The following is a 21,151-nucleotide window of genomic DNA, read 5'->3' as shown; positions in this document are numbered from 1 at the left end:
GGCTCATGAAATCGCCCTCCTCATCCCCCCTCGCCCGGCGCATCCTCGAGCTCGCCTGGCCGGTGCTCGTCGCCCAGTTGTCGTCCATGACCCAGATGGTCAGCGACACCGTCCTGAGCGGCCACTATGGCACCACCGATCTGGCCGCCGTCGCGGTCGGCAGCGGCATCTACATCTCCATCGTGATGCTGCTGGTCGGCATCCTGCAGGCCGTCTCCCCCACCGTCGCCCATCACGTCGGCGCGGCGCGCCACCAGGACATCGCCCCGACCCTCCAGCAGGGCTTCTGGCTGGCCCTGCTGCTGGCCGTTCCCGGTGTGCTGCTGCTCACCCGGCCGGACTGGCTGATGCAATTCAGCGAGATGAGCCCCGAGATCGAAGCCCGCGCCCGTGCCTACCTGGGCACCATCGCCTGGGGCCTGCCGGCGGTGCTGCTCTACCGCACCTTCTATGCCTTCACCAATGCGCTGGGGCACAGCCGGGTGCTGATGGTGATCAGCCTGGTCACCACCACGGTGCACATCCCGCTGTCGTGGGCGCTGGTCAACGGCCATCTCGGAATGCCTCCTCTGGGCGGCACCGGCTGTGCGGTCTCCAGCGCGGTCGTCGGCTGGCTGGCGCTGGTCAGCGCGCTCTTCCACATGGCTCGATCGCCGGCCTATGCCCGCTACCGGCTTTTTGCCCACTGGCAGGCTCCGCATCCACGGGTACTCTCGGATCTGCTACGGTTAGGCCTGCCGATGGGCTTCTCGAGTTTCGTGGAGATCACCGCCTTCACGCTGATCGCCCTGCTCGTCGCCAAACTGGGCGCCTCGGTGGTCGCCGGCCACCGCATCGTCGGCAACCTGGGAGCATTGATTTACATGCTCCCGCTGGCGCTCGCCATCGCCACCCTCGTGCTGGTCGGCCAGGCCGTCGGCGCCCGCGACGGCCGCGGCGCACGCCATGCGGCCAAGGTCGGCGTCATCCTGGGCGCGGGCCTGTCCACTGCGGTCGCCACCGTCATCTGGCTCGCCCGCGAGCCGATCTTCGCCGCCTACACGTCTGACCCGCAGGTTCAGCAACTCGGCATTTCCCTACTGATCTACATCTGGCTCTACCAGCTCTTCGACGCCATCCAGACGGTGGCCGCCCATGCGCTGCGCGGCTACAAGATCACCTTCGGCCCGATGCTCGTACACACCCTGTGTTTCTGGGGGATCGGCCTGGCCGGCGGCTACGGTCTGGCCTTCTACGGCATCGGCAACATGCTGCCGCCCCAGGGCGTGGCAGGTTTCTGGCAGGCCACGGTGCTCAGCAACATCGCCGCGGCCGTGCTGTTCAGCGCCTACCTGTACCGCGTGGCGCGGCGCCTCTGAACGAAGGGAGCGCGCTGCGCGCTCAGACTGTGGCCGTCAGCCAGGCCTCGCGCAAGGCCTTGGCCTGGCCCGAGCTGCGCTCCGCAAAGGCCAGTTTGGCGGTGTCCGCCGGCACGGCCTGAAGCTCCACCTCGAACGCCATCAGCTCGTCGCGCCGGAAGGCATGCACATGCATCGTCTCGCCGGCCAGCCGGCGGGCCAGCAGCTTGTCCAGGTTGGCGTTGGTGACGCGGAGGCCATCCAGCGCGACCAGCACATCCCCCGCCGACAGGCCGGCCGCCTGGGCTGCACCGCCGTCGTAGACATTGGCCAGCTTGACCGCATCGCCGTCGGCCGTGGTGCGCACGCCCAGGCCCGGACTGCTGTTCGGCACCTCCCACGTCAGGGTCAGGCCAAGCCGCTTGAGCCAGACATCCAGCGGGAGCTCATCGGTGCCTTCGACCAGTTCCCGCAGCCAGCGCCCCAGCGCCGGCCCGCCGAGTTCTGCCGCCAGCGCGAAGAGGCCCTCCTCTTCGACGCCGACGCCGGTGAGCCCGTGGCGCTGCCACAGGGTGCGCATCAGGTCGTCCAGGCTGCGGGCGCCCTTGCTGTCCGCGCGCAAACGCAGGTCAAGCAACAAGGCCACCAACGAACCCTTGGTGTAATAGCTGACGATGGCGTTGGGGCTGTTCTCGTCCTGGCGGTAATACTTGGTCCACGCCTCGAAGGAGGACTCCGCCACACTCTGCTTGCGGCGGCCGCAGCCCTTGTGCACCTGCGTGACGGTCTTCGACAGCAGCGCCAGGTAATCCTTGGCGGAGATTCGCCCGCTGCGTACCAGCATCAGGTCGTCGTAGTAGGACGTGAAGCCTTCGAAGGCCCACAGCAGGCGTGTGTAGCCTTCCTGCGTCAGGTCGTAGGGCACGAATGCCGCCGGCTTGATGCGCTTGACGTTCCAGGTGTGGAAGTACTCGTGGCTGCACAGGCCAAGGAACTGCCGGTAGCCCTCGGTCGCCTCGTCCATGCCGGCGTAAGGGAGATCATTACGGCTGCACAGCAGCGCGGTGGATGCCCGGTGCTCAAGGCCGCCGTAGCCGTCGCCCACCGCCATGGTCAGAAACACGTAACGGTCCATCGGCGCCGGCTCGCCGAACAACCTGATCTGCGCCTCGCAGATCGGCTTGAGATCGGCAACCAGACGCGTCATATCGCAATCGTGGCGTCCGGTGATGGCCACCGCGTGGGGCACGCCGCAGGCGTCGAATTCGGCGAGCGAAAACGTGCCCATCTCGACCGGGTGGTCGATCAGCTCGTCGTAATTGTCCGCCCGGTACAGGCCAAAACCGTAGCGCTCCGCCGCACCGGCTTCCCCGGCCGCTTCCGGCAGGCTGGTGGCCACGCGCCAACCCGCATCCTTCAGGCCCCGCGGCGGACGGATGTCCACGAAGTGGGGCTGCGCCTCGCAGCCATGCACCTTCAGGAAGACGCTGGTGCCATTGAAGAAGCCGTGGGTCTGGTCCAGGTGTGCGGTGCGCACCGATAGATCCCACGCATACACCGTGTAGTTCACCGTCACCGGTTCGTCCAGCCCCGCCGGTAACACCCAGGTGTGCTTGTCCCGCTTGACCACCGCCAGATGGCGGGCGCCCGCCTTGGCGCTCAGGCTCACGATGTTTTTGGCGAACTCGCGGATCATGTAGCTGCCGGGAATCCAGGCTGGCAGGCTGAGAACCTGCCCTGCCGGGTCCGGGCGCTCGATGCGCAGGGTGATGTCGAACAGATGGGCGGCCGGCTGTGCGGCCTGGATAGTGAACCGGACGGAGCAAGGCATGGAGTCGATCTGGGCGGAAATGTGACGGAGCCGTGATTCTACTCGCCACACGGCGCCTGGCGCGCCTCCAACGCACCCGTCATCAGGGGATGAAGGGCAGATCGATCAGGTCGCTGCGCGCGGCGCCGGCCGTCATCTGACGACACAGGACGATGAACTCACGCATACCGGCGGTCACGTACTTGCGCTTGTGGGTGACGAACTGGAACTGGCGGCGCAGGTCCAGTTCCGGCGTCTCCACCGGTACCAGGCTGCCGCGCCGGAAAGCCTCGCGCAGCGCCAAGCGGGAAATGCAGCCGATGCCCACACCACTTTCCACCGCCCGCTTGATCGCCTCGGTGTGCTCCAGCTCCAGGCGCACCTTGAGCTCGCCATTGAAATGGCGCAGCGCCTGGTCGAAGGTCTCCCGCGTCCCAGAACCGCTCTCGCGCAGGATCCAGTCCTGGTCGGCCAGCTCGTCGACGCCGATCCGCCCCGCCTTCGCCAGCGGATGCGAAGGCGCGCAAAAGACCACCAGTTCGTCCTCCACCCACGGTTCCACCAGCAAGTCGGCGTGCCGGCAGGTGCCCTCAATCAGCCCCAGATCAAGCTCGTAATGAAGCAGCTGATCGACGATGGTCGTCGAGTTGTGCACCTTCAGCTTCACTTGCGCGCTGGGGTGGCGGCGCAGGAAATCGGCGGCGATCAGCGTCGCCAGGTAGTTGCCGACGGTCAGCGTTGCACCGATCTGCAGGGGCCCGAAGTCGGTCTGCCGGGCCAGCAGGGATTCGATCTCCACCGCATGTTCGAGCAGTTGCACCGCGTGGGGCAGCAGCACCTGCCCCAGCTCGTTGAGGCGCAGGGACTTGCCGATGCGGTCGAACAGCTGGGTGTCGAACTGGCGCTCGAATTCACCGAGTGCCGTGCTCGCCGCCGACTGGGACAGGGCAAGTTCGTCCGCTGCCCGCGACACGCTTTCCTGGCGCGCCACCGCGACGAAGATCTCCAGCTGACGTAAGGTGTATTTCATATCTGCAAAACAGAATATGTATATAGATACAATCCATTTTACCGATCTTACAGGCAGGTTAAAATTGCTGCACTACCGCAATCCAATCCATCATCGCCGCCATGAGCAAACTGAGCACCCAGACCGTCCTTTCCGTCCATCACTGGAACGAATCCCTGTTCAGCTTCAAGGTCACCCGTGACGCCGGCCTGCGCTTCGACAACGGCCAGTTCGTGATGATCGGCCTGGAAGTGGAAGGTCGCCCGCTCACCCGCGCCTACAGCATCGCCAGCCCCAACTACGAGGAGCATCTGGAGTTCTTCAGCATCAAGGTCCCCAACGGCCCGCTGACCTCCCGCCTGCAACACCTCCAGCCGGGCGACCCGATCGTGATCAGCAAGAAGCCCACCGGCACCCTGGTGCTGTCCGATCTGCTGCCCGGCCGCAACCTCTACCTGTTCTCCACCGGCACCGGCCTCGCCCCGTTCATGAGCGTGATCCAGGATCCGGAAACCTACGAGCGCTTCGAAAAGGTCATCCTGCTGCACGGCGTGCGCTATGTGTCCGAGCTGGCCTACAGCGAGTTCATCGAGCAGGAACTGCCGCAGAACGAATTCTTCGGCGAGGAAGTGCGCAGCAAGCTGGTGTACTACCCCACCGTGACCCGCGAGGAGTTCCGCAACCAGGGCCGCGTGACCGAAGTGATCACCACCGGCAAGCTCTTTGAAGACACCGGCCTGCCGACCATCGACCCGGCCCAGGACCGCGCGATGATCTGCGGCAGCCCGGCCATGCTCGACGACTGCTGCAAGATGCTCGACGGCCTTGGCTTCAAGATCTCCGAGCACATCGGCGCCCCCGGTGACTACGTGATCGAACGGGCCTTCGTCGAAAAGTAATAACAAGCACGCCCAACCCCAGCAAAGTCCGGCTCCGGCCGGACTTTGTCGTTTACCGCCCCGCCGGTTCGGCCAGCCGGGTGAGCATGCGCCGCACCGCGATCATCTGCGGCCCCTTCTGCGTGGCGTAATCCGGCGATCCGTAGCCCCACCAGTCCCAGCACCCCTTCGGGTTGTAGAGCCAGCGCCACGAACCCGAGGCCAGGCCACTACGCGCCGCCACCTGCGGATACAGCACGATCAGCCGGTTCGCCTCGGCCCACTCGTTGTAGCCGGCCCCCTCGACGAAACGCCGGCCGATCTGGTCTTCGCCCTGCAGGCAACCGTGGAAAGCCACATGCACAGCACAGCCGCCAGCCCGGCAACTGCGCGGCACATAGGCATAGCCTTGCTCGGCCAGCCCCGCATCGACCGCGGGGCCGTCGATGAAGGGACGCTGGTCGAAGGCCTGCAGCGCCGCGGCGTCCGCCCGGACGCGCGGCTGCAGCGGCCCCAGCAGGCTGCGCAGCAGCTCGCCGGGCGCGTCGAAATCGCCACAGCGGTTGATGTAAGGCGGCTCAGACGTCGCACAGGCATTCGGATGGGCGTCAGCGACGGAGATCATCGCGTGCCCCGCGTTCGGCAGGCTCACCACCTGTAGCGCCGCAGCCGGCACCCACTGGCGGTAGAAGGCCACCAGCGCATCGACCACCGGGCGGGCAACAGTCCGATCCCCGCCGCCACTGAACACCCACACCTTGTCGTCGGCAAGCCCCGCCGGTGGATCGATCAGACCGCTGTGGGCACGGGCCTCCATGCGCCCGCGACTCTCGGCAAGCGTCGGCGGCGGCGCCCAACCCTGCGGCGACATGCAGTTGATCAGCGCACGCCGGATGCTCCCTTCCGCGCAGTCATACGGCCCCGCCGCCAGGATGCCAGCGCCCTTGACGAGCCGCGACCAGGCCACCTGGAACTGCACCGCCATGTAGCCGCCGGACGAGATGCCCGACACCGTGACCTCGTCCACCTTCGCGCCAACGGCGGGCAATGGCGGTGCAGCCATTACCGCAGCCGGCAGTACCAGTCCGGTCCAGAAAGCCAATGCAGCGCGCATCGACTTACGCACCGATCAGATGCCGCAACACGCCACCACCGGCCGCCAGCCCCAGCGCGCCGAAGGCCAGCGCCCCGATGGTAAAGCCTCCGGCCCGCTTCTCCGGCGCCCGCGCATAGCCCACCGCGTACCAGATGCGCCCGACGATCCACACGCCGCCGAGACCCGCCGCCAGCGCATCACTCACATAGGCGGCGCAGATCCACAGGCACGGCAGCGTCATCACCGCCCACTCGAGCGTGTTCATCTGCACGCGGTACAGTCGCTCGAACACCGGGTGGCCGGTCACCGCCGGCGCCTGGATGCCGTACTTGTGGCGCCCCTTGCCGACGGCGAAACCCGTCCCGAACATCAACAACACAATCAACAGGGTGACACCGGCAGTCAGAGGCGAAGCAGACAACATGGCAGGAACATTTTCCGTGAATGAAGTGCCCTAGCTTACCGGGCAATCATGCCGCCACCTACAATCCCGTCGGTCCTCTCGCCCTCACTTCGCCATGCCCGCTCCCAAGCCCATGCCGCTCCACCCCGCCCGCGCCCTGCTCCAGCTCCTTGCGCCCTACCGTTCCCGCGTCGTCATCGCCGCCATCGCCCTGGTGGTGGCCGCCGGCGCCATGCTCGCCGTCGGCCAGGGACTGCGGGCAGTCATCGACAAGGGCTTCTCGGCCGGCGACCCGGCCTGGCTGGACCGCACCCTGGCGGCGATGTTCGGCGTCATCGCGCTGCTCGCCACCGCCACCTACCTGCGCTTCTACAACGTCTCGTGGCTCGGCGAGCGGGTCACCGCCGACCTGCGCCGACGCGTCTTCGACCATCTATTGAGTCTGCCGCCGTCGTGGTTCGAGGCCGGGCGCACCGGCGAAGTGATCTCCCGCCTCACGTCGGACACCACCCAGATCGAAAACGTCGTCGGCTCCAGCCTGTCCATCGCGCTACGCAACGCGCTGCTGCTGATCGGCGGGCTGGTCATGCTGTTCACCACCAGCCTCAAGCTCACGCTGCTGACCCTCGCCGGCGTACCGCTGGTGGTCACGCCGATCATCCTGTTCGGGCGTCGCGTGCGCCGCCTGGCGCGGGAAAGTCAGGACCGCGTGGCCGAGCTCGGCAACCGCATCGACGAGACCATCCACGAGATCCGCATCGTGCAGGCTTACAGCCACGAGGACGCCGACCGGCGCGACTTCGGCCGGCTGGTGGAAGCCAGCTTCGGCACCGCCCGCCAGCGCATCGCCAACCGCGCCCGCCTGGTGGCGGCGGTGCTGGTGCTGGTGTTCGGCGCGATCGCCTTCATCCTGTGGATCGGTGGCCACGACGTGCTGGCCGGCCGCCTCAGCGCCGGCGAACTGTCGGCGTTCGTGTTCTACGCGGCCATCGTCGCCGGCAGCGTCGGTGCGCTGTCCGAGGTGTGGGGCGACTTGCAGCGGGCCGCCGGTGCTACCGAGAGGCTGATGGAGATCCTCTCCTCCATCCCGACCATCCAGGCGCCCAAGACTCCCATGGCGCTGCCCAGCCCTGCCGAAGGGCGCATCGCCCTGGAGGACGTGCGCTTCCATTACCCCACCCGGCCGGACACACCGGCCCTCGACGACTTCGACCTGCAGGTGCGCCCGGGCGAGACCGTCGCGCTGGTCGGTCCGTCCGGTTCCGGCAAGAGCACCGTCTTTCAGCTTCTGCTGCGTTTCTACGACCCGGAACGGGGTCACATCAGCATCGACGGCGTCGACCTCACGACCGCTGACCCACTGGCCCTGCGCCAGCGCATCGCGCTGGTCTCCCAGGACGCGGTGATCTTCGCCGGGAGCGTGACGGACAACGTGCGCTACGCCCGCCCTGACGCCAGCCTCGTCGACGTGAAAACCGCCTGCGTGGCGGCCTTCGCTCACGACTTCATCGCCGAATTGCCCGAAGGCTATGGCACCGACCTCGGCGAGCGCGGCGTGCGCCTGTCCGGCGGACAGCGCCAGCGCATCGCCATTGCCCGCGCGATCCTGGCCGACCGCCCCATCCTGCTCCTCGACGAGGCCACCTCGGCGCTCGATGCGGAGAGCGAGCGCATGGTCCAGTCGGCCCTCGATGGCCTGATGCGCCAGCGCACCACCATCGTCATCGCCCACCGCCTCGCCACCGTGCAGAAGGCCGACCGCATCGTCGTGATGGACAACGGCCGCATCGTGCAGCAGGGCAGCCACGCCGAACTCATCGCCCTGGACGGCCTCTACGCCCACCTCGCCAAGCTGCAATTCGTCGCCTGAGGGCAGCGCCCCGCGCCTGCATCGGGTAAAGTCTCGGCTTCGATTTTTTGCATCTCCGGAAAGTACCCCGATGGCCCAATACGTCATGTCCATGCTGCGCGTCAGCAAGGTCGTCCCTCCCAAGCGTCAGATCATCAAGGACATCTCCCTGTCCTTCTTCCCCGGTGCCAAGATCGGCCTGCTCGGCCTCAACGGCGCCGGCAAGTCCACCGTGCTGAAGATCATGGCCGGCGTCGAGAAGGAATACGACGGCGAAGTCCAGTGGCAGCCCAACATGTCCATCGGCTACCTGCCCCAGGAGCCGCAGCTCGACCCCGACAAGACCGTCCGTGAAGAAGTGGAATCGGGCCTCGGCGAAGTGATGGAAGCCAAGCAGAAGCTCGAAGAGGTGTACGCCGCCTACGCCGAGCCGGATGCCGACTTCGACAAGCTGGCCGAACTGCAGGCCAGGTACGAGAACATCATCGCCACCAGTGGCGCCGACGTGGAAACCCAGCTCGAGATCGCCGCCGACGCCCTGCGCCTGCCGCCCTGGGACGCCAAGGTCGGCCCCCTGTCCGGCGGTGAGAAGCGCCGCGTAGCCCTGTGCAAGCTGCTGCTGTCACGCCCCGACATGCTGCTGCTGGACGAACCGACCAACCACCTGGACGCGGAATCCGTCGAGTGGCTGGAGCAGTTCCTGGTGCGCTTCCCGGGCACCGTGGTGGCCGTCACCCACGACCGCTACTTCCTCGACAACGCCGCCGAGTGGATTCTTGAACTCGACCGCGGCCACGGCATCCCCTGGAAGGGCAACTACTCCAGCTGGCTGGAGCAGAAGGAAGCCCGCCTGGAGCAGGAAGCCAAGCAGGAAGGCGCCCGCATCAAGGCCATGAAGCAGGAACTGGAGTGGGTGCGCTCCAACCCCAAGGCGCGCCAGGCCAAGAGCAAGGCCCGTATCGCCCGCTATGAGGAAATGTCCTCGGTCGAATACCAGAAGCGCAACGAGACCCAGGAAATCTTCATCCCGGTCGGCGAGCGCCTCGGCGACAAGGTCATCGAATTCACCGACGTGTCCAAGGGCTTCGGCGACAAGCTGCTGATGGACAAGGTGAACTTCAGCATCCCGGCCGGCGCCATCGTCGGCATCATCGGCCCCAACGGTGCCGGTAAATCCACGCTGTTCAAGATGATCACCGGCCAGGACAAACTCGACTCCGGCGACGTGGTGATCGGACCCACGGTCAAGATCGCCTACGTGGACCAGTCCCGCGACTGCCTGGACGGCAGCAAGACGGTCTTCGACGAACTGGCCGGCGGCGCCGATATCCTGACCATCGGCAAGTTCGAGATGCCCAGCCGCGCCTACATCGGCCGCTTCAACTTCAAGGGCGGCGACCAGCAGAAGCTCGTCGGCAACCTGTCCGGCGGCGAGCGCGGCCGTCTGCACCTGGCCAAGACGCTGATGAGCGGCGGCAACGTGCTGCTCCTCGATGAACCGTCCAACGACCTTGACGTGGAAACCCTGCGGGCGCTGGAAGATGCGCTGCTGGAATTCGCCGGCTGCGCGCTGATCATCTCCCACGACCGCTGGTTCCTCGACCGGATCTGTACCCACATCCTGGCTGCCGAAGGCGATTCCCAATGGACCTTCTTCGCCGGTAACTACCAGGAATACGAGGAAGACAAGCGCAAGCGCCTGGGTGAGGAAGGCGCCAAGCCCAAGCGGATCCGCTACAAGCCGATCAGCCGCTGATCCATGCACGCCCCGTAGGGCGCCAGCCATTTGGCCCCACGAAAGGAAGAAGCCCCCGGCAGTGTGCCGGGGGCTTCTTTGTTTGGCGCTTCAGGAAACGCTTAGAACGAATGCAGCAGCGACAGGCCGATGATCTGCGTGACCTGATCCGGCTTCACGAAAACCTTGGTGCCGTCCGCATACACCCACTGGGACCAGGTGTAGTCGTCCATCTTGCGCAGGTCGTAGATGTAGTCCAGGCGCACGCGGGTTTGCTTGCTGACCGGGTAGGTTGCGTTCAGCTTGAGGGTGTTCTGCGTGTACTTGGTGTCCGGCAGCACACCCATGCCCGACGCCACGACCCCTGTCGTCGTGCAGGTTGCGTTGGTGCAGGTGGTAGCCGGCAGGTTGCCGATCAACTGCTTGTTGGTGTCCTGGGAGTACAGGAACTGGGCACCAACATCCACCATCTTCACCTTGCCATTCACACCCAGACCGAACTGGTCAGAGTTCTGCTTGAGCGTCGCATCCCATTGAATGAGCGTGCCGGTGCGGAAGGTATTGACCGTGCAGTTGCTGTTGTTGCCCGTCGTACACGCCGCGCCCTGCATGTTCTGGGACGACTCGCCCAGTTGCTTTGAATACCAGGCGTTCAGCTTCCAGATGTCACTGACTGCATAGGTACCGTCCAGGGACAGCACCTGCCCCTTGCCCTTGTCGAGGCCGTAGGTGCTCTTGCGGTAGTCGTCGAAATAGGCTTCATACGCAAGCTGCAGGTTCAGGCTCTCGGTCGCGCTCCAGTCGAGCATGCCGCGGACCTTGTCGCGATTGCGGTCGGCCAGGTACACCGGATAGATAGGAGGCGCGCTGGCACCGAGCCAGTCCGACCCCGTGCGCTCGGAGTGGGCCAGCGACAGCGTGCCATTCACCGTCTCGCTCATGGTCTTGCGCAAGGCCAGCCGGGACGTGGTTTCGGAAACCCGGTGGCGCTCCCACTCGAGGCTGCTCTTGTCGTAATAATCGAAACCGGCGGTCACGCTGTAGCCGCCACCGATCCGGTAATCCGCTTCGAGCTTGCCCCAGTTGGCCACGTGGGACTCGGGGTTGTTGTAGTAATTGGTCGTCACGCCGGCGCTCGTCGTGGTGGCGAATAGACGGATCGGCGTCTTGTCCTGCCGGTCTTCGTAGCGCCAGGAGGCCAGCAGCTTGAGGTCCTTGTTGATCCGCGAGGTGATCGACGAGAAGACTTCGGTGGTCCGCACCACACCCATCAGGTTTGCGCCAATGCCCGGCAGCGTGGCTTGCCCACTCAGGAAGGTGTCGTCCTGGCGGCCTTCGGAATAGGACACCTTCAGACTCGCCCGCGTGTCCTTCGTGAAGTTGTAGGCGCCATTCACGTAGAACTGCTGCACCGAGTTGTCCGGCGCCAGCGCGATCGGCGACAGGCCCGTCGCCACCAACGCCGTGTTGGTGCCCGGCACCACGGTCAGCGAACTGTATTTGGTGCTCAGGAAGCTGCCGTAATAACCACCGGTGAGCTGGTACTTTTCGGTGGTGTAATCGACCGTGGCCTCGAACTGCTTGTGGTTCTGGTCGATGGGCTCCGGCGAGAACAGGAAGCCGCTGTACAGGTTGGGCGTTCCAGAGCCAGCCACGCCGCGCACGCCGTCCATGCGCGTACCGGTCTTGTCCTCGTTCTTGAACGAAAAACCCAGCTTGAGCCCCTCGGCAACGAACTTGCTGGCGGTCAACGTGGTGATGTCGCGCTCGGTCTTGAGGGTGACGTCGTAGGCGTTCGGATTGTTGGCGGACACCGCCGTGCTGGCGATATTGGGCTGCACGATGGTGTTGCGGCCGACGCCCTGCACCGCCGTCGTCACGTCATAAGGAGCGTAGCGCGGGATCTGGTCATAGCTAAGGCCCAGTGACCAGTCGCCCTGCTTCTCGTAGCGGATGCTCAGCTCTTGGGTGCGCAGGCCGAGATTGCGGGCGTTCAGTTTGAACCACTTGGCTTCCTCGTCGCGGCGCACCACGTCGATGTCCACGTTGCCGTTGAAGCCTTCGTTGTTCACGCCGCTGTACTGGCGGTACAGCGGGTTCACCGCGCTGTAGTACGGCAGGTTGAGCGCCGCCTCGGTCTTGTTGGGGCTGGTCAGCTCCTCGACTTCATCCGCCCACACGCTGGCGACCGGAAACACCGCCGACAAAGCCATGACGATGGCAGTCTGCCGGAAATTCAGATGCTTGCTCATGATCATCCTCCTCGCTCAGCGGAAGAAGCGGAACGGGCCGCTGGACGTCGCATTGCTGGGGCTGTTGCTGCCATGGATGTTGGTATGGCAATTCATGCAGCCGCGTGCCTGGGCCATGCCCGGACCGATATTGGTGCTGACCGCGTTGGGCATGTTGCTGCGCACGCCCGGGATGTTGCCCGGGTGCGAGGATTCGCCGTGGCACTGCTGGCACAGGAAGGGCTGGCGTGCCTTGAGCATCGCGTCCGCCGTGGTGCCGTGCGGGTTGTGGCAGTTGCCGCAATCCTCGACGACCGGCTGGTGGTTATGCACGAAGGGGCCGCGCTTCTCGGCGTGACAGGTGTAGCAGGTGGCGTTGGTGGAGTCCTTCACCAGCATCTTCGGACCGGCGGAACCGTGCGCATTGTGGCAGTCTGAGCAGGTCATCTTGCCTTCGGGGATCGGGTGGTGCGACGGTTTGTTGGCCTCGGCGCGCTGCTGCTTGTGGCAGGTGTAGCAGACTTCCGCCTGGGTGCGCTTGTCGCGGACCTTGTCCTTGCCGGCATGGACCTGGTGGCAGGAGGTACACGAGACGTCCCGGTTGGCGTGGGCGCTGGTGTTCCAGTTGATGTGCTTGCCGCCCTGGTGGCAGGTGATACAGGCTGCGCTCTTCTCATCGGCGCTGAGCTTCGAGGACTTGCCGAAGCTGCGGTCGGTGGCCGGGCGTTCCTTCAGTTTTTCGGGGTTGTTAACGTGCTTGTCGCTGTCACCGTGGCAGCTGGTGCAGCTCGGCGTACGGCCGTCGGCCAGACTGCCGTGCTTGGTCTTGCCAATGTGGAGCAGCTTGGGTTCGTCGCTCTCGTCGTGGCAGGACGTGCATTTGGCATCGCCCTTCAGCACGAGATCCTTGGCGGGCGGCTTGCCGCCGCTCGTCGGGGCATCGGCCGCCAGCACGGCGGTGCTGCCCGCCAACGCCCCAAGCACCATGCATGAGGCGATCAGCTGTCGCAGAAATTTCATGTTGTTTCTCCCTGGTACTACCTGGTACTACCTGCGTTGTCCGGGATGCCCTGCAAGTCGGGCATCCCACCCGAACGGTTTACTTGCCGAGGGACAGGATCCAGTCGGTTAGATTCTTGATCTCGGCCTTGTCCTTGGTCTTGAGGACCTTGTGTTCCTCTTCCTTGCCATCATCGAACTTGACCATCTCGCCGGAGGTGAGGTGATGCAGCAGCTTGGCTTCCGCATCCGGTTTGCCCTTGAAGGACTTGGAGATTTCGGTCAGGGACTTGGCCTCCTTCTTCTTGTCTACCGCGTGGCACTTGGTACAGCCTTCCTTCTTGGCCAGGGCCTGGGCGGCATCGGCATCGAAGGCGAAGGCTTGGGCGGACAGCATCAGGCCGGATGCGCAAAGGCCGGACATCAGCACTGCAGTCAGTTTGGATTTCATGTGCGACTCTCCTTGAGGATGTTTATTGCTTGAGTTGGAACGGGAAATCAGTGTTCGTACCAGCCGCTGATCATCATCTTGAAGAGGCTGGAAACCTTGGGCCCCATGGTGCCCAGGTAGATGTGGCTGACCGCGAACAGCACGATCACCGCGGCGCCGAGGTAATGGACCAGGGCGATCGGCAGCAGGCCGTCGAGGCCGAACAGGCGGTCGGGGGCGAACTGCGGGTATAGGAAGATCAGTCCGGTAACGATGACCACCGGCAGCACCAGGTACATGATCGACCAGTAGGTGACCGCCTGCAGCGCGTTGAAGTTGACCTCGGGGGTCGGCGGGAAGGGCTCCTTCTCGCCCTTGAAGATGCCTGAACCGTAGTACTGCATCTGCTTGAGGCAGCGGCCGATGATGCCGGGTGGCTTCGGCACGTACTGCCACCAGTTGCCGGTGACGATATTGCCGACCACGAAGACCACGTACAGCCCGGCCAGGCACACACCAGCCACGTTGTGGATGCGGGCAGCCAGAGAGAACTCCACCAGCGGGAGGTCGGGGTTGGAAAAGTGCAGGCTCACCCCGGTCACCGCCAACACGATGATCGCCAGCGCATTGCTCCAGTGCCACAGGCGGATCCACAGGGGCAGCATGAAAACGCGATTAGTCATGGTTCTTGCTCCTGCGCATGCGGGTGGTGATGATGCGGACCAGGCCGTGGCCGATCACGCCGACGACGGTGGCGACGAACAGGCCGATCACGATCCAGTCGATGGATGGGTTGCGGGTCGCTCCCACCACATACGAATTGCTGAGGATCACGCTGTTGAGGAAGCCATACTTGTTCTGCTCTTCTTTAGCCAGGTGACGGTAGAGGCGCGCATTCAGCGACGTGTTGGCGCTGTGGCAGGTGGCGCACTTCTTCTCGGCCTTGTCCTTGTTCAGGATCTCGTGGGACAGGGACAGCTTGTCTTCCGTCGGCGTGTGGCATTCGATGCAGCGCACAGCCTGCCAGTGCAGACGGGTGTTGGGCAGCCAGCTGTGGATCTCGTCGATGGGCGGACGCTTTTTCTTCTCCGGTGCGATCTTGGCAAAGGCCAGGTCGGAATCATGGCAGTCCAGGCAGATCTTGTTGTCCTGGGCCACGATCTTGTGCGGGTCGCGCAGCTTGGCAGCCAGCGTCATCACGTGCGGATCGTGGCAGGTCGAACAGGTGAAGCTGTCGCTGAGATGCTCGGCATGCACCGACTTGTCGAACTGGCGCTCGATGCGCATCGCCTTGCGGGCGTGGCAATCCTGGCATTCGCTCAGACCTTCCTTGGCCTTGGCGTCGTGGGGATGCTTGTCGTAGCCATCGCCATGACATTTGCTGCACGCCATCTGCCCGTGATCGGATGCCGTAAAGGTATCCGGATCGACGAGGTAGTTACGCAGCTTCTTGAGATCCAGCCCTTCCTTGGGCGGCTTCTTGAGCCCTGCTTCCGAGTGACAGGTCAGGCACTCGGCATTGGCCGTCTTGATCTTGGCCAGCTCTTCCGGCGTTGGGGGGGGGTCGTCGGCAAATGCCGTGGCAGTCAGCATGACCAGTAAGGCCAGGGCGCCGCACAGCTTGTTCTTGAAATTGGCAAACACGTGATTTCCTCTGAATTCCGACCGTCGAATTATCGGTGCGTCCCGTTTTGTCAGAACATTTCGATACACATGAAATGCACTCACCTTGATCAAGATCAAGGTCTGGCGCGACTCTGTAAGCATTTATGCGACACCGGCATGCTCTCCGGAATAGGTGTTTCCCCACCCCCTTGTCAAGTTTTCTCCATGACATCCGTCACTCGAGAATCTCGACCGGCATGCCAACCTGCAGGTCGGCATGCCCCTCGGCGATCACGTTCTGTCCGAAGATCACCCCGGCCGGCGTCCGCCGATACTGAGCCAGCGTACGCAGGGGTTCCTGGTCCAGCCCCTTCCGCCCGGTGTGCGGATCGACGGTGGTGAACACACAGCGCTCGCAGGGCTTGGCGATGCGGAACATCGCCCCGCCGATGCGGAGGCGTGTCCAGCCGTCCTCCGCAAAGGCATCGCACCCCGTCACCACCAGGTTTGGCCGGAAGCGCTCCATCTCAAGCGGACGCCCGACCCGTGCGGACAGATCGTCCAGCGAGGCTTGAGTGGCCAGCAGCAGCGGAAAGCCGTCAGCAAATGAAAGCGGCACGTCTACGTCATTTCTTAAATGCCGGGACGTCTCGGCACCGATCCACAGGAACTTCAGGCGCGCGCCCACGTAGGCCGAGATCCAGTCGTCGGCCTCGTCCGCACCGTGCCATGCCGAAAACGTGTCGCTCCACACCGTCGCCGGATGCGGCTTCGTGAAAGCCGTATTGGGGACGAACAGCGGCCCGTACCCAGGCGCCGACAGGCGGACGCCGTCCGCCGCTGGTGCAGCGTCGATCAACACCAGCTCGGGATACTCCCGGCCGGTCATCAGGCGCCCGTTGGGATCACCGATCATCCAGTTACGGTCGAAAGGCAGGCCGATCGGGCTCACCGGACTGGCGTCGAGACGCTCGCCACGCATGGACTTGACCGGGTAACGATAGAGGGCGGACAGGATCAGTGGATTGTCGGTCATGATGTTTTCTCTCTGTTGGACTTGGATACCCGGATTGCGGGATCGGAATGGCAGGCCGTCGAAGCGGCCTGTCGGCGGATCGCGCCGATTATCCCGGCTGCGCTCCTGCAGCGGCAATCGGACACGGATCGCCCGGGCGCTTTAAAATAGCGGCCCGTAACCGATTGCCGCCCGGCGGCCCTGCCTCCCATGACCTACGAAGAACACCTGGACGAAGTCGCCACCCTCCTCTTCGAGCGCTACAAGCTCACCGAACAGGCCGCCATCCAGCTGGTCATGAAGGCCCAGGCCGACGGCTACTTCAGCGGCCACGACGACGATCCCTCCATCTGCACCCAGCTGCGCGCCGAGCAGGATGCCAAGCGCGTCTTCAAGGAATACAGCAAGCCGGCTGCCGCGAAGCCCTTCACCCCGCCCCGTGGCCGCGCACGCCGCTGACGGATGCGGGAACCAAGTGCATGGGCATGGGCTCTGCATGAGCACGACTTCCAACACCTTGCCTTGATCCTATGACGCCCAGCGCCATCCAGCTCATCGGCGCGGCCCTCTTCGCGGTCGCCATCCTGCATACCTTCTCCACCCGCTTCTTCGAGCACCTGGCCCATACGCGCCCCGCACACGCAGGCATCTGGCATCTGCTCGGCGAGGTGGAAGTGGTGTTCGGCTCCTGGGCGATGGTCCTGATGCTGGCGATGCTCTCCATCGACGGCGCGCAGCCGGCCCTTGCCTACATCGAATCGCGCAATTTCACCGAGCCGATGTTCGTCTTCGCGATCATGGTCGTCGCCGGCACACGCCCCATCCTGCATGCAGCCAGCGGACTCGTCCGCCTGACGGCCCGCGCCGTGCCGCTGCCCGGCCCAGCAGCCGGCTACTTCACGGTGCTCGCGCTGGTGCCGCTGCTCGGCTCCTTCATCACCGAACCCGCAGCCATGACACTGGCGGCGCTGATGCTGCGCGACGAATTCTTCAGCCGCGGCCTGTCCACCCGCCTCAAGTACGCGACCCTCGGCGTGCTGTTCGTCAACATTTCCATCGGCGGCACGCTGACGCCCTTTGCCGCCCCGCCGGTGCTGATGGTTGCCGGCAAGTGGGGCTGGGACACCCACTTCATGCTGAGCCAGTTCGGCTGGAAGGCCGCGCTTGCCGTTGGCATCAACGCCCTCGGCGCCACCCTGGCCTTCCGCCGGGAACTGGCCGTCCTTCGCCCCGCGGCCAGCGAAGCCGACGCGCAGAGCGTTCCGATGGCGCTGACGCTGGTGCACCTGCTGTTCCTGTGCGGCATCGTCGTGTCCGCTCACCATCCGGCGGTGTTCCTCGGCCTGTTCCTCTTCTTCCTGGGCATCGCCGATGCCTACGCCCACCATCAGGATCGCCTTATCCTGCGCGAAGGCCTGCTGGTGGCCTTCTTCCTGGCCGGTCTGGTCGTGCTTGGCGGACAGCAGCAATGGTGGCTGCAGCCACTGCTGATGAGCATGAGCAGCGACGCAGTCTTCGTCGGCGCGACCGCCCTCACCGCCGTTACCGACAACGCCGCACTGACCTACCTGGGCTCCCTCGTCGAAGGGCTCAGCGATACCTTCAAGTACGCGCTGGTCAGCGGCGCCGTGACCGGCGGCGGACTCACCATCATCGCCAACGCCCCCAACCCCGCAGGCAGCGCCATCCTGCGCGGCAGTTTCGACGACGAGTCGATCAACGCTGGCGGACTGCTCCTCGCCGCGCTGCTACCGACCCTGGTGGCGGGCAGCGCCTTCCTGTTGCTGTAAGCGCAATCCTGCGCGCCGAATAAGCTTCCACGTTTTTCTTGGTTCAGTCTGCCGCCGCTGCTGCCTAGACTGCCCCCATCCCATAAAACACGTGACACAGGCAGCAGAATGCGGGCGAAGTGGTCTCCAAGCCGCTCCGCCCGCGCCGTTCTGCACCGGAAAGCGCCCCATGCACCACACCACCCTCATCGTTCCCGGCTTTCACGGCAGCGGCCCAGCCCACTGGCAGACCTGGCTGGAGACCCAGCTTCCCGACGCCCGCCGGGTCCGTGGCATCGACTGGGAAAGCCCGGTTCTGGCCCGCTGGGCACAGACCGTCCGCGACGAGATCGACGCCTCCCCCGGCCCGGTCTGGCTCGTCGCCCACAGTTTCGGCTGCCTCGCCTCGGTCGTCGCAGCCAGCGACCGCCTCAACCGGGTGGCCGGCCTGCTGCTCGTCGCACCTGCCGATCCCGAACGCTTCACGCCCTTCGGCCTGCGGGATGAGGACAGCTATCCGGAGGACGAAGGCCTGGGCCGCTGGATTCCCCGCGATGCCATTGGCGCTCCGAGCATCGTCGTCGCCAGCACCAACGATCCGTGGGTGCGCCTGTCCTCCGCCGCCTACTGGGCCGACAGCTGGGGCAGCCACCTGGTGGAGATCGGCGCCGCCGGTCACATCAACGTGGACTCCGGCCACGGCCCGTGGCCACGCGGCCTCGAACTGCTGCACGCGCTGAAGGCCTCCGCCGAAGACCTGCCCCTCGGCAGCATCGACGACATCAGCCTCGTACGCCGGGGCCGCCAGGGCGCCCTCGCCCGCCTGCGCCACGGCACACGCGGACGCCCTTAGCCCGGAAACGAAACAGCCCCGCACGCAGCGGGGCTGTTTCTTTGCACCGGCAATCCATCGGAATAGCCGGAATCAGAACTCGCCGGCGTAGCCATCCTTCTCGGGCCGCAGGGCCGAACGCACCACGCTCTCGGTCAGCTCCTCCGAGCACAGCTCGATGAAGCGGTACGCGAAGCCGCGCAGGAAGTGGCCGCGGCGTACCGCGATGCGCGTCACGTTCTCCTCGAACAGATGGCTGCTCGGCAGCATCTTCAGGCCCTGGTCCCGATGCCCGTCGTAGGCCATCGACGCGACGATGCCGACGCCCAGCCCCAGCTCCACGTAGGCCTTGATCACATCCGCGTCCAGCGCAGACATCACCACGTCCGGCGTCAGGCCAGCCTTGGCAAAGGTCTCGTCGATCTTCGCGCGGCCGGTGAAGCCTTCGTGATAGGTGATGACCGGGTACTCGGCCACCGCCTCCAGCGTCAGCGGCTCGACAGACTCCAGCGGGTGGCCGACCGGCACGATCACCGAGTGATGCCAGCCGTAGTACGGAAAGGACACGAAATCCGCCACGCCGGCCAGCGACTCGGTGGCGATGCCGATGTCGGCGCGGCCGTCCTGCAGCATCGTGACGATTTCCGTCGGGCTGGCCTGGTGCAGCACCAGATGCACCTTCGGAAAAGCCTGCTTGAACTGGGTCACCACCCGAGGCAGCGCGTAGCGCGCCTGGGTATGGGTGGTGACGATGGTCAGCTGGCCGTGGTCCTTGTTGCTGAACTGGTCGGCAATGCTCTTGATGTTGCGGGCGTCCATCAGCATGCGATCCACGATATGGACCAGTTCCTGCCCCGGCTCGGTCAGACCGAGCAGGCGCTTGCCCTTGCGGATGAACAGCTCGAGGCCCAGTTCGTCCTCCAGATCCTTGATGTGCTTGGACACCCCCGACTGGGAGGTGAACAGCGCATTGGCCACCTCCGTCAGGTTGAAATTGCGGCGCACCGTTTCATGAATGATGCGCAGTTGCTGGAAATTCATCAGATCACCCAGTTGGGCGCCTGTTCGGCGCCATTTTTATCTGCATTGCGTTCAAAAACCCGCAGGCGCGAGGGTACCAGACGCACGGTCTGCCCTTCCTCCAGGCCGAGGCGCTCCACCTCGTCGCGGGTCACTTCGACTTCGAACAGCTGGCCGGTCGAACCGTTGAGCCCGTCGAGTTCCACGCGGGCCGTCACGCCGAAGGCCAGAATGCGGCTGATCCTGGCCGCCACGCCGCCGGCTTCCTGCGGATTGACGACGATGTTCAACTCGTGCGGACGGGCGAAGGCAAACACCTCGGAGCCGTGGGCCAGATCCACCTTGCCCGGCGCCAGCACGTCGTCGCCCACATGCACCTTCTGGCCATCCACGCGACCGTGGAACAGGTTCACCGAACCGAGGAAGCCATACACGAAGGGCGACGCCGGATGGCGGTACACCTCTTCCGGCGTGCCCACCTGCTCCACTTTGCCGTGGTCCATCAGCACCACCCGGTCGGCCACTTCCAGCGCTTCTTCCTGGTCGTGGGTCACGAAGATGGAGGTGATGTGCAGCTCGTCGTGCAGGCGACGCAGCCAGCGGCGCAGCTCCTTGCGCACCTTGGCGTCCAGCGCGCCGAAAGGCTCGTCGAGCAGCAACACGCGCGGTTCCACCGCCAGCGCACGGGCCAGCGCGATCCGCTGGCGCTGGCCGCCGGACAGCTGCGACGGGAAGCGGTCCGCCACCCAGTCAAGCTGCACCAGCTTCAGCAGTTCGGTCACCTTGGCCTTGATCGCGCTTTCCGACGGGCGCTGGCCACGCGGCTTCATGCGCATGCCGAAAGCCACGTTGTCGAACACCGTCATGTGGCGGAACAGCGCGTAATGCTGGAACACGAAGCCCACCTGACGCTCGCGCACATGAGTATCGGAGGCGTCGGCACCATCCAGCAGCACCTTGCCGCTGTCCGCCGACTCAAGCCCGGCGATGATACGCAGCAGCGTTGTCTTGCCGCAGCCGGACGGGCCGAGCAGGGCCACCAGTTCGCCGGTGGGAAAATCCAGCGACACGTCGTTGAGGGCAGTGAAGCTGCCGAATTCCTTGCGGATGTTCTGAACCTGGATGCTCATGAT

The 21,151-nt window shown here is 65.0% G+C and carries 19 protein-coding genes; 7 read left to right on the top strand and 12 right to left on the bottom strand.

What is annotated here, in order from left to right; all coding sequences use genetic code 11:
- Positions 1–5: 5 nt before the first annotated feature.
- Positions 6–1,358, top strand: coding sequence for an MATE family efflux transporter (locus tag AC1PPK_RS15950; protein WP_481114012.1), 1,353 nt, complete (start codon positions 6–8; stop codon positions 1,356–1,358).
- A gap of 22 nt (positions 1,359–1,380) precedes the next feature.
- Here the strand turns inward: AC1PPK_RS15950 and AC1PPK_RS15945 are convergent, their stop codons facing one another.
- Positions 1,381–3,168 carry a M61 family metallopeptidase gene (locus AC1PPK_RS15945; protein ID WP_481114011.1) on the bottom strand — a complete coding sequence of 596 codons (1,788 nt, stop codon included), beginning with the start codon at positions 3,166–3,168 and terminating at the stop codon, positions 1,381–1,383.
- A gap of 82 nt (positions 3,169–3,250) precedes the next feature.
- A complete protein-coding gene (locus AC1PPK_RS15940) occupies positions 3,251–4,177 on the bottom strand; it encodes a LysR family transcriptional regulator (protein ID WP_481114010.1) in 927 nt (308 codons plus the stop codon).
- Between the two features lie 101 nt (positions 4,178–4,278).
- On the opposite strand from AC1PPK_RS15940, the gene AC1PPK_RS15935 reads away from it, so the two are divergent.
- On the top strand, positions 4,279–5,055 hold the full coding sequence (locus AC1PPK_RS15935; protein WP_481114009.1) for a ferredoxin--NADP reductase: 777 nt from the start codon (positions 4,279–4,281) through the stop codon (positions 5,053–5,055).
- Positions 5,056–5,107: 52 nt separating this feature from the next.
- On the opposite strand, the gene AC1PPK_RS15930 is transcribed toward AC1PPK_RS15935, so the two are convergent.
- Together AC1PPK_RS15930 and AC1PPK_RS15925 are read right to left on the bottom strand one after the other, a co-directional pair.
- Complete coding sequence (locus tag AC1PPK_RS15930) at positions 5,108–6,148, bottom strand: extracellular catalytic domain type 2 short-chain-length polyhydroxyalkanoate depolymerase (protein WP_481114008.1); 1,041 nt, start codon at positions 6,146–6,148, stop codon at positions 5,108–5,110.
- Positions 6,149–6,152: 4 nt separating this feature from the next.
- On the bottom strand, positions 6,153–6,554 hold the full coding sequence (locus AC1PPK_RS15925) for an MAPEG family protein (protein WP_481114007.1): 402 nt from the start codon (positions 6,552–6,554) through the stop codon (positions 6,153–6,155).
- Positions 6,555–6,648: 94 nt separating this feature from the next.
- Here AC1PPK_RS15925 and AC1PPK_RS15920 point away from each other — a divergent pair, with 94 nt between their 5' ends.
- Positions 6,649–8,403, top strand: a complete 1,755-nt coding sequence (locus AC1PPK_RS15920) for an ABC transporter transmembrane domain-containing protein (protein WP_481114006.1) — start codon at positions 6,649–6,651, stop codon at positions 8,401–8,403.
- Between the two features lie 70 nt (positions 8,404–8,473).
- Positions 8,474–10,138: an energy-dependent translational throttle protein EttA gene (gene ettA, locus AC1PPK_RS15915; RefSeq protein ID WP_481114005.1), complete on the top strand. Its 1,665-nt coding sequence runs from the start codon at positions 8,474–8,476 to the stop codon at positions 10,136–10,138.
- A 101-nt stretch (positions 10,139–10,239) separates the two neighbouring features.
- Here the strand turns inward: ettA and AC1PPK_RS15910 are convergent, their stop codons facing one another.
- The 6 genes from AC1PPK_RS15910 to AC1PPK_RS15885 all read right to left on the bottom strand — a co-directional run bounded on the left by AC1PPK_RS15910 (position 10,240) and on the right by AC1PPK_RS15885 (position 16,418).
- Entirely contained in the window at positions 10,240–12,369 is a 2,130-nt protein-coding gene (locus AC1PPK_RS15910; protein ID WP_481114004.1) for an MtrB/PioB family decaheme-associated outer membrane protein, read from the bottom strand.
- 15 nt (positions 12,370–12,384) lie between these two features.
- Positions 12,385–13,368, bottom strand: a complete 984-nt coding sequence (locus AC1PPK_RS15905; RefSeq protein ID WP_481114003.1) for a DmsE family decaheme c-type cytochrome — start codon at positions 13,366–13,368, stop codon at positions 12,385–12,387.
- Positions 13,369–13,447: 79 nt separating this feature from the next.
- The gene (locus AC1PPK_RS15900) at positions 13,448–13,798 is read right to left on the bottom strand and encodes a c-type cytochrome (RefSeq protein WP_481114002.1); all 351 of its coding nucleotides are present in this window, start codon (positions 13,796–13,798) and stop codon (positions 13,448–13,450) included.
- Positions 13,799–13,845: 47 nt separating this feature from the next.
- Positions 13,846–14,460: a cytochrome b/b6 domain-containing protein gene (locus tag AC1PPK_RS15895; protein WP_481114001.1), complete on the bottom strand. Its 615-nt coding sequence runs from the start codon at positions 14,458–14,460 to the stop codon at positions 13,846–13,848.
- A complete protein-coding gene (locus AC1PPK_RS15890; protein WP_481114000.1) occupies positions 14,453–15,421 on the bottom strand; it encodes a cytochrome c3 family protein in 969 nt (322 codons plus the stop codon). Before AC1PPK_RS15890 ends, AC1PPK_RS15895 begins: the two co-directional genes overlap by 8 nt.
- Positions 15,422–15,617: 196 nt before the next feature.
- Positions 15,618–16,418, bottom strand: a complete 801-nt coding sequence (locus AC1PPK_RS15885; protein ID WP_481113999.1) for an MOSC domain-containing protein — start codon at positions 16,416–16,418, stop codon at positions 15,618–15,620.
- Positions 16,419–16,607: 189 nt separating this feature from the next.
- Between AC1PPK_RS15885 and AC1PPK_RS15880 the strand changes: the two genes are divergently transcribed.
- The 3 genes from AC1PPK_RS15880 (at position 16,608) to AC1PPK_RS15870 (ending at position 19,019) form a co-directional block, all read left to right on the top strand.
- Positions 16,608–16,856, top strand: coding sequence for a hypothetical protein (locus AC1PPK_RS15880; RefSeq protein ID WP_481113998.1), 249 nt, complete (start codon positions 16,608–16,610; stop codon positions 16,854–16,856).
- Positions 16,857–16,927: 71 nt separating this feature from the next.
- On the top strand, positions 16,928–18,187 hold the full coding sequence (locus AC1PPK_RS15875; protein WP_481113997.1) for a putative Na+/H+ antiporter: 1,260 nt from the start codon (positions 16,928–16,930) through the stop codon (positions 18,185–18,187).
- Between the two features lie 169 nt (positions 18,188–18,356).
- Positions 18,357–19,019 carry an RBBP9/YdeN family alpha/beta hydrolase gene (locus tag AC1PPK_RS15870; protein WP_481113996.1) on the top strand — a complete coding sequence of 221 codons (663 nt, stop codon included), beginning with the start codon at positions 18,357–18,359 and terminating at the stop codon, positions 19,017–19,019.
- A 72-nt stretch (positions 19,020–19,091) separates the two neighbouring features.
- Here the strand turns inward: AC1PPK_RS15870 and AC1PPK_RS15865 are convergent, their stop codons facing one another.
- Positions 19,092–20,039, bottom strand: a complete 948-nt coding sequence (locus tag AC1PPK_RS15865) for a CysB family HTH-type transcriptional regulator (RefSeq protein WP_481113995.1) — start codon at positions 20,037–20,039, stop codon at positions 19,092–19,094.
- A complete protein-coding gene (locus tag AC1PPK_RS15860) occupies positions 20,039–21,148 on the bottom strand; it encodes a sulfate/molybdate ABC transporter ATP-binding protein (protein ID WP_481113994.1) in 1,110 nt (369 codons plus the stop codon). The genes AC1PPK_RS15865 and AC1PPK_RS15860 overlap by 1 nt, the downstream gene beginning before the upstream one ends.
- Between the last annotated feature and the right edge of the window lie 3 nt (positions 21,149–21,151).

The sequence above is a fragment of the Zoogloea sp. JDB1 genome (genome assembly GCF_056724025.1).
The sequence above is the reverse complement of the archived record's forward strand: the minus strand, read 5'-3'. Positions and strand labels throughout refer to the sequence as shown.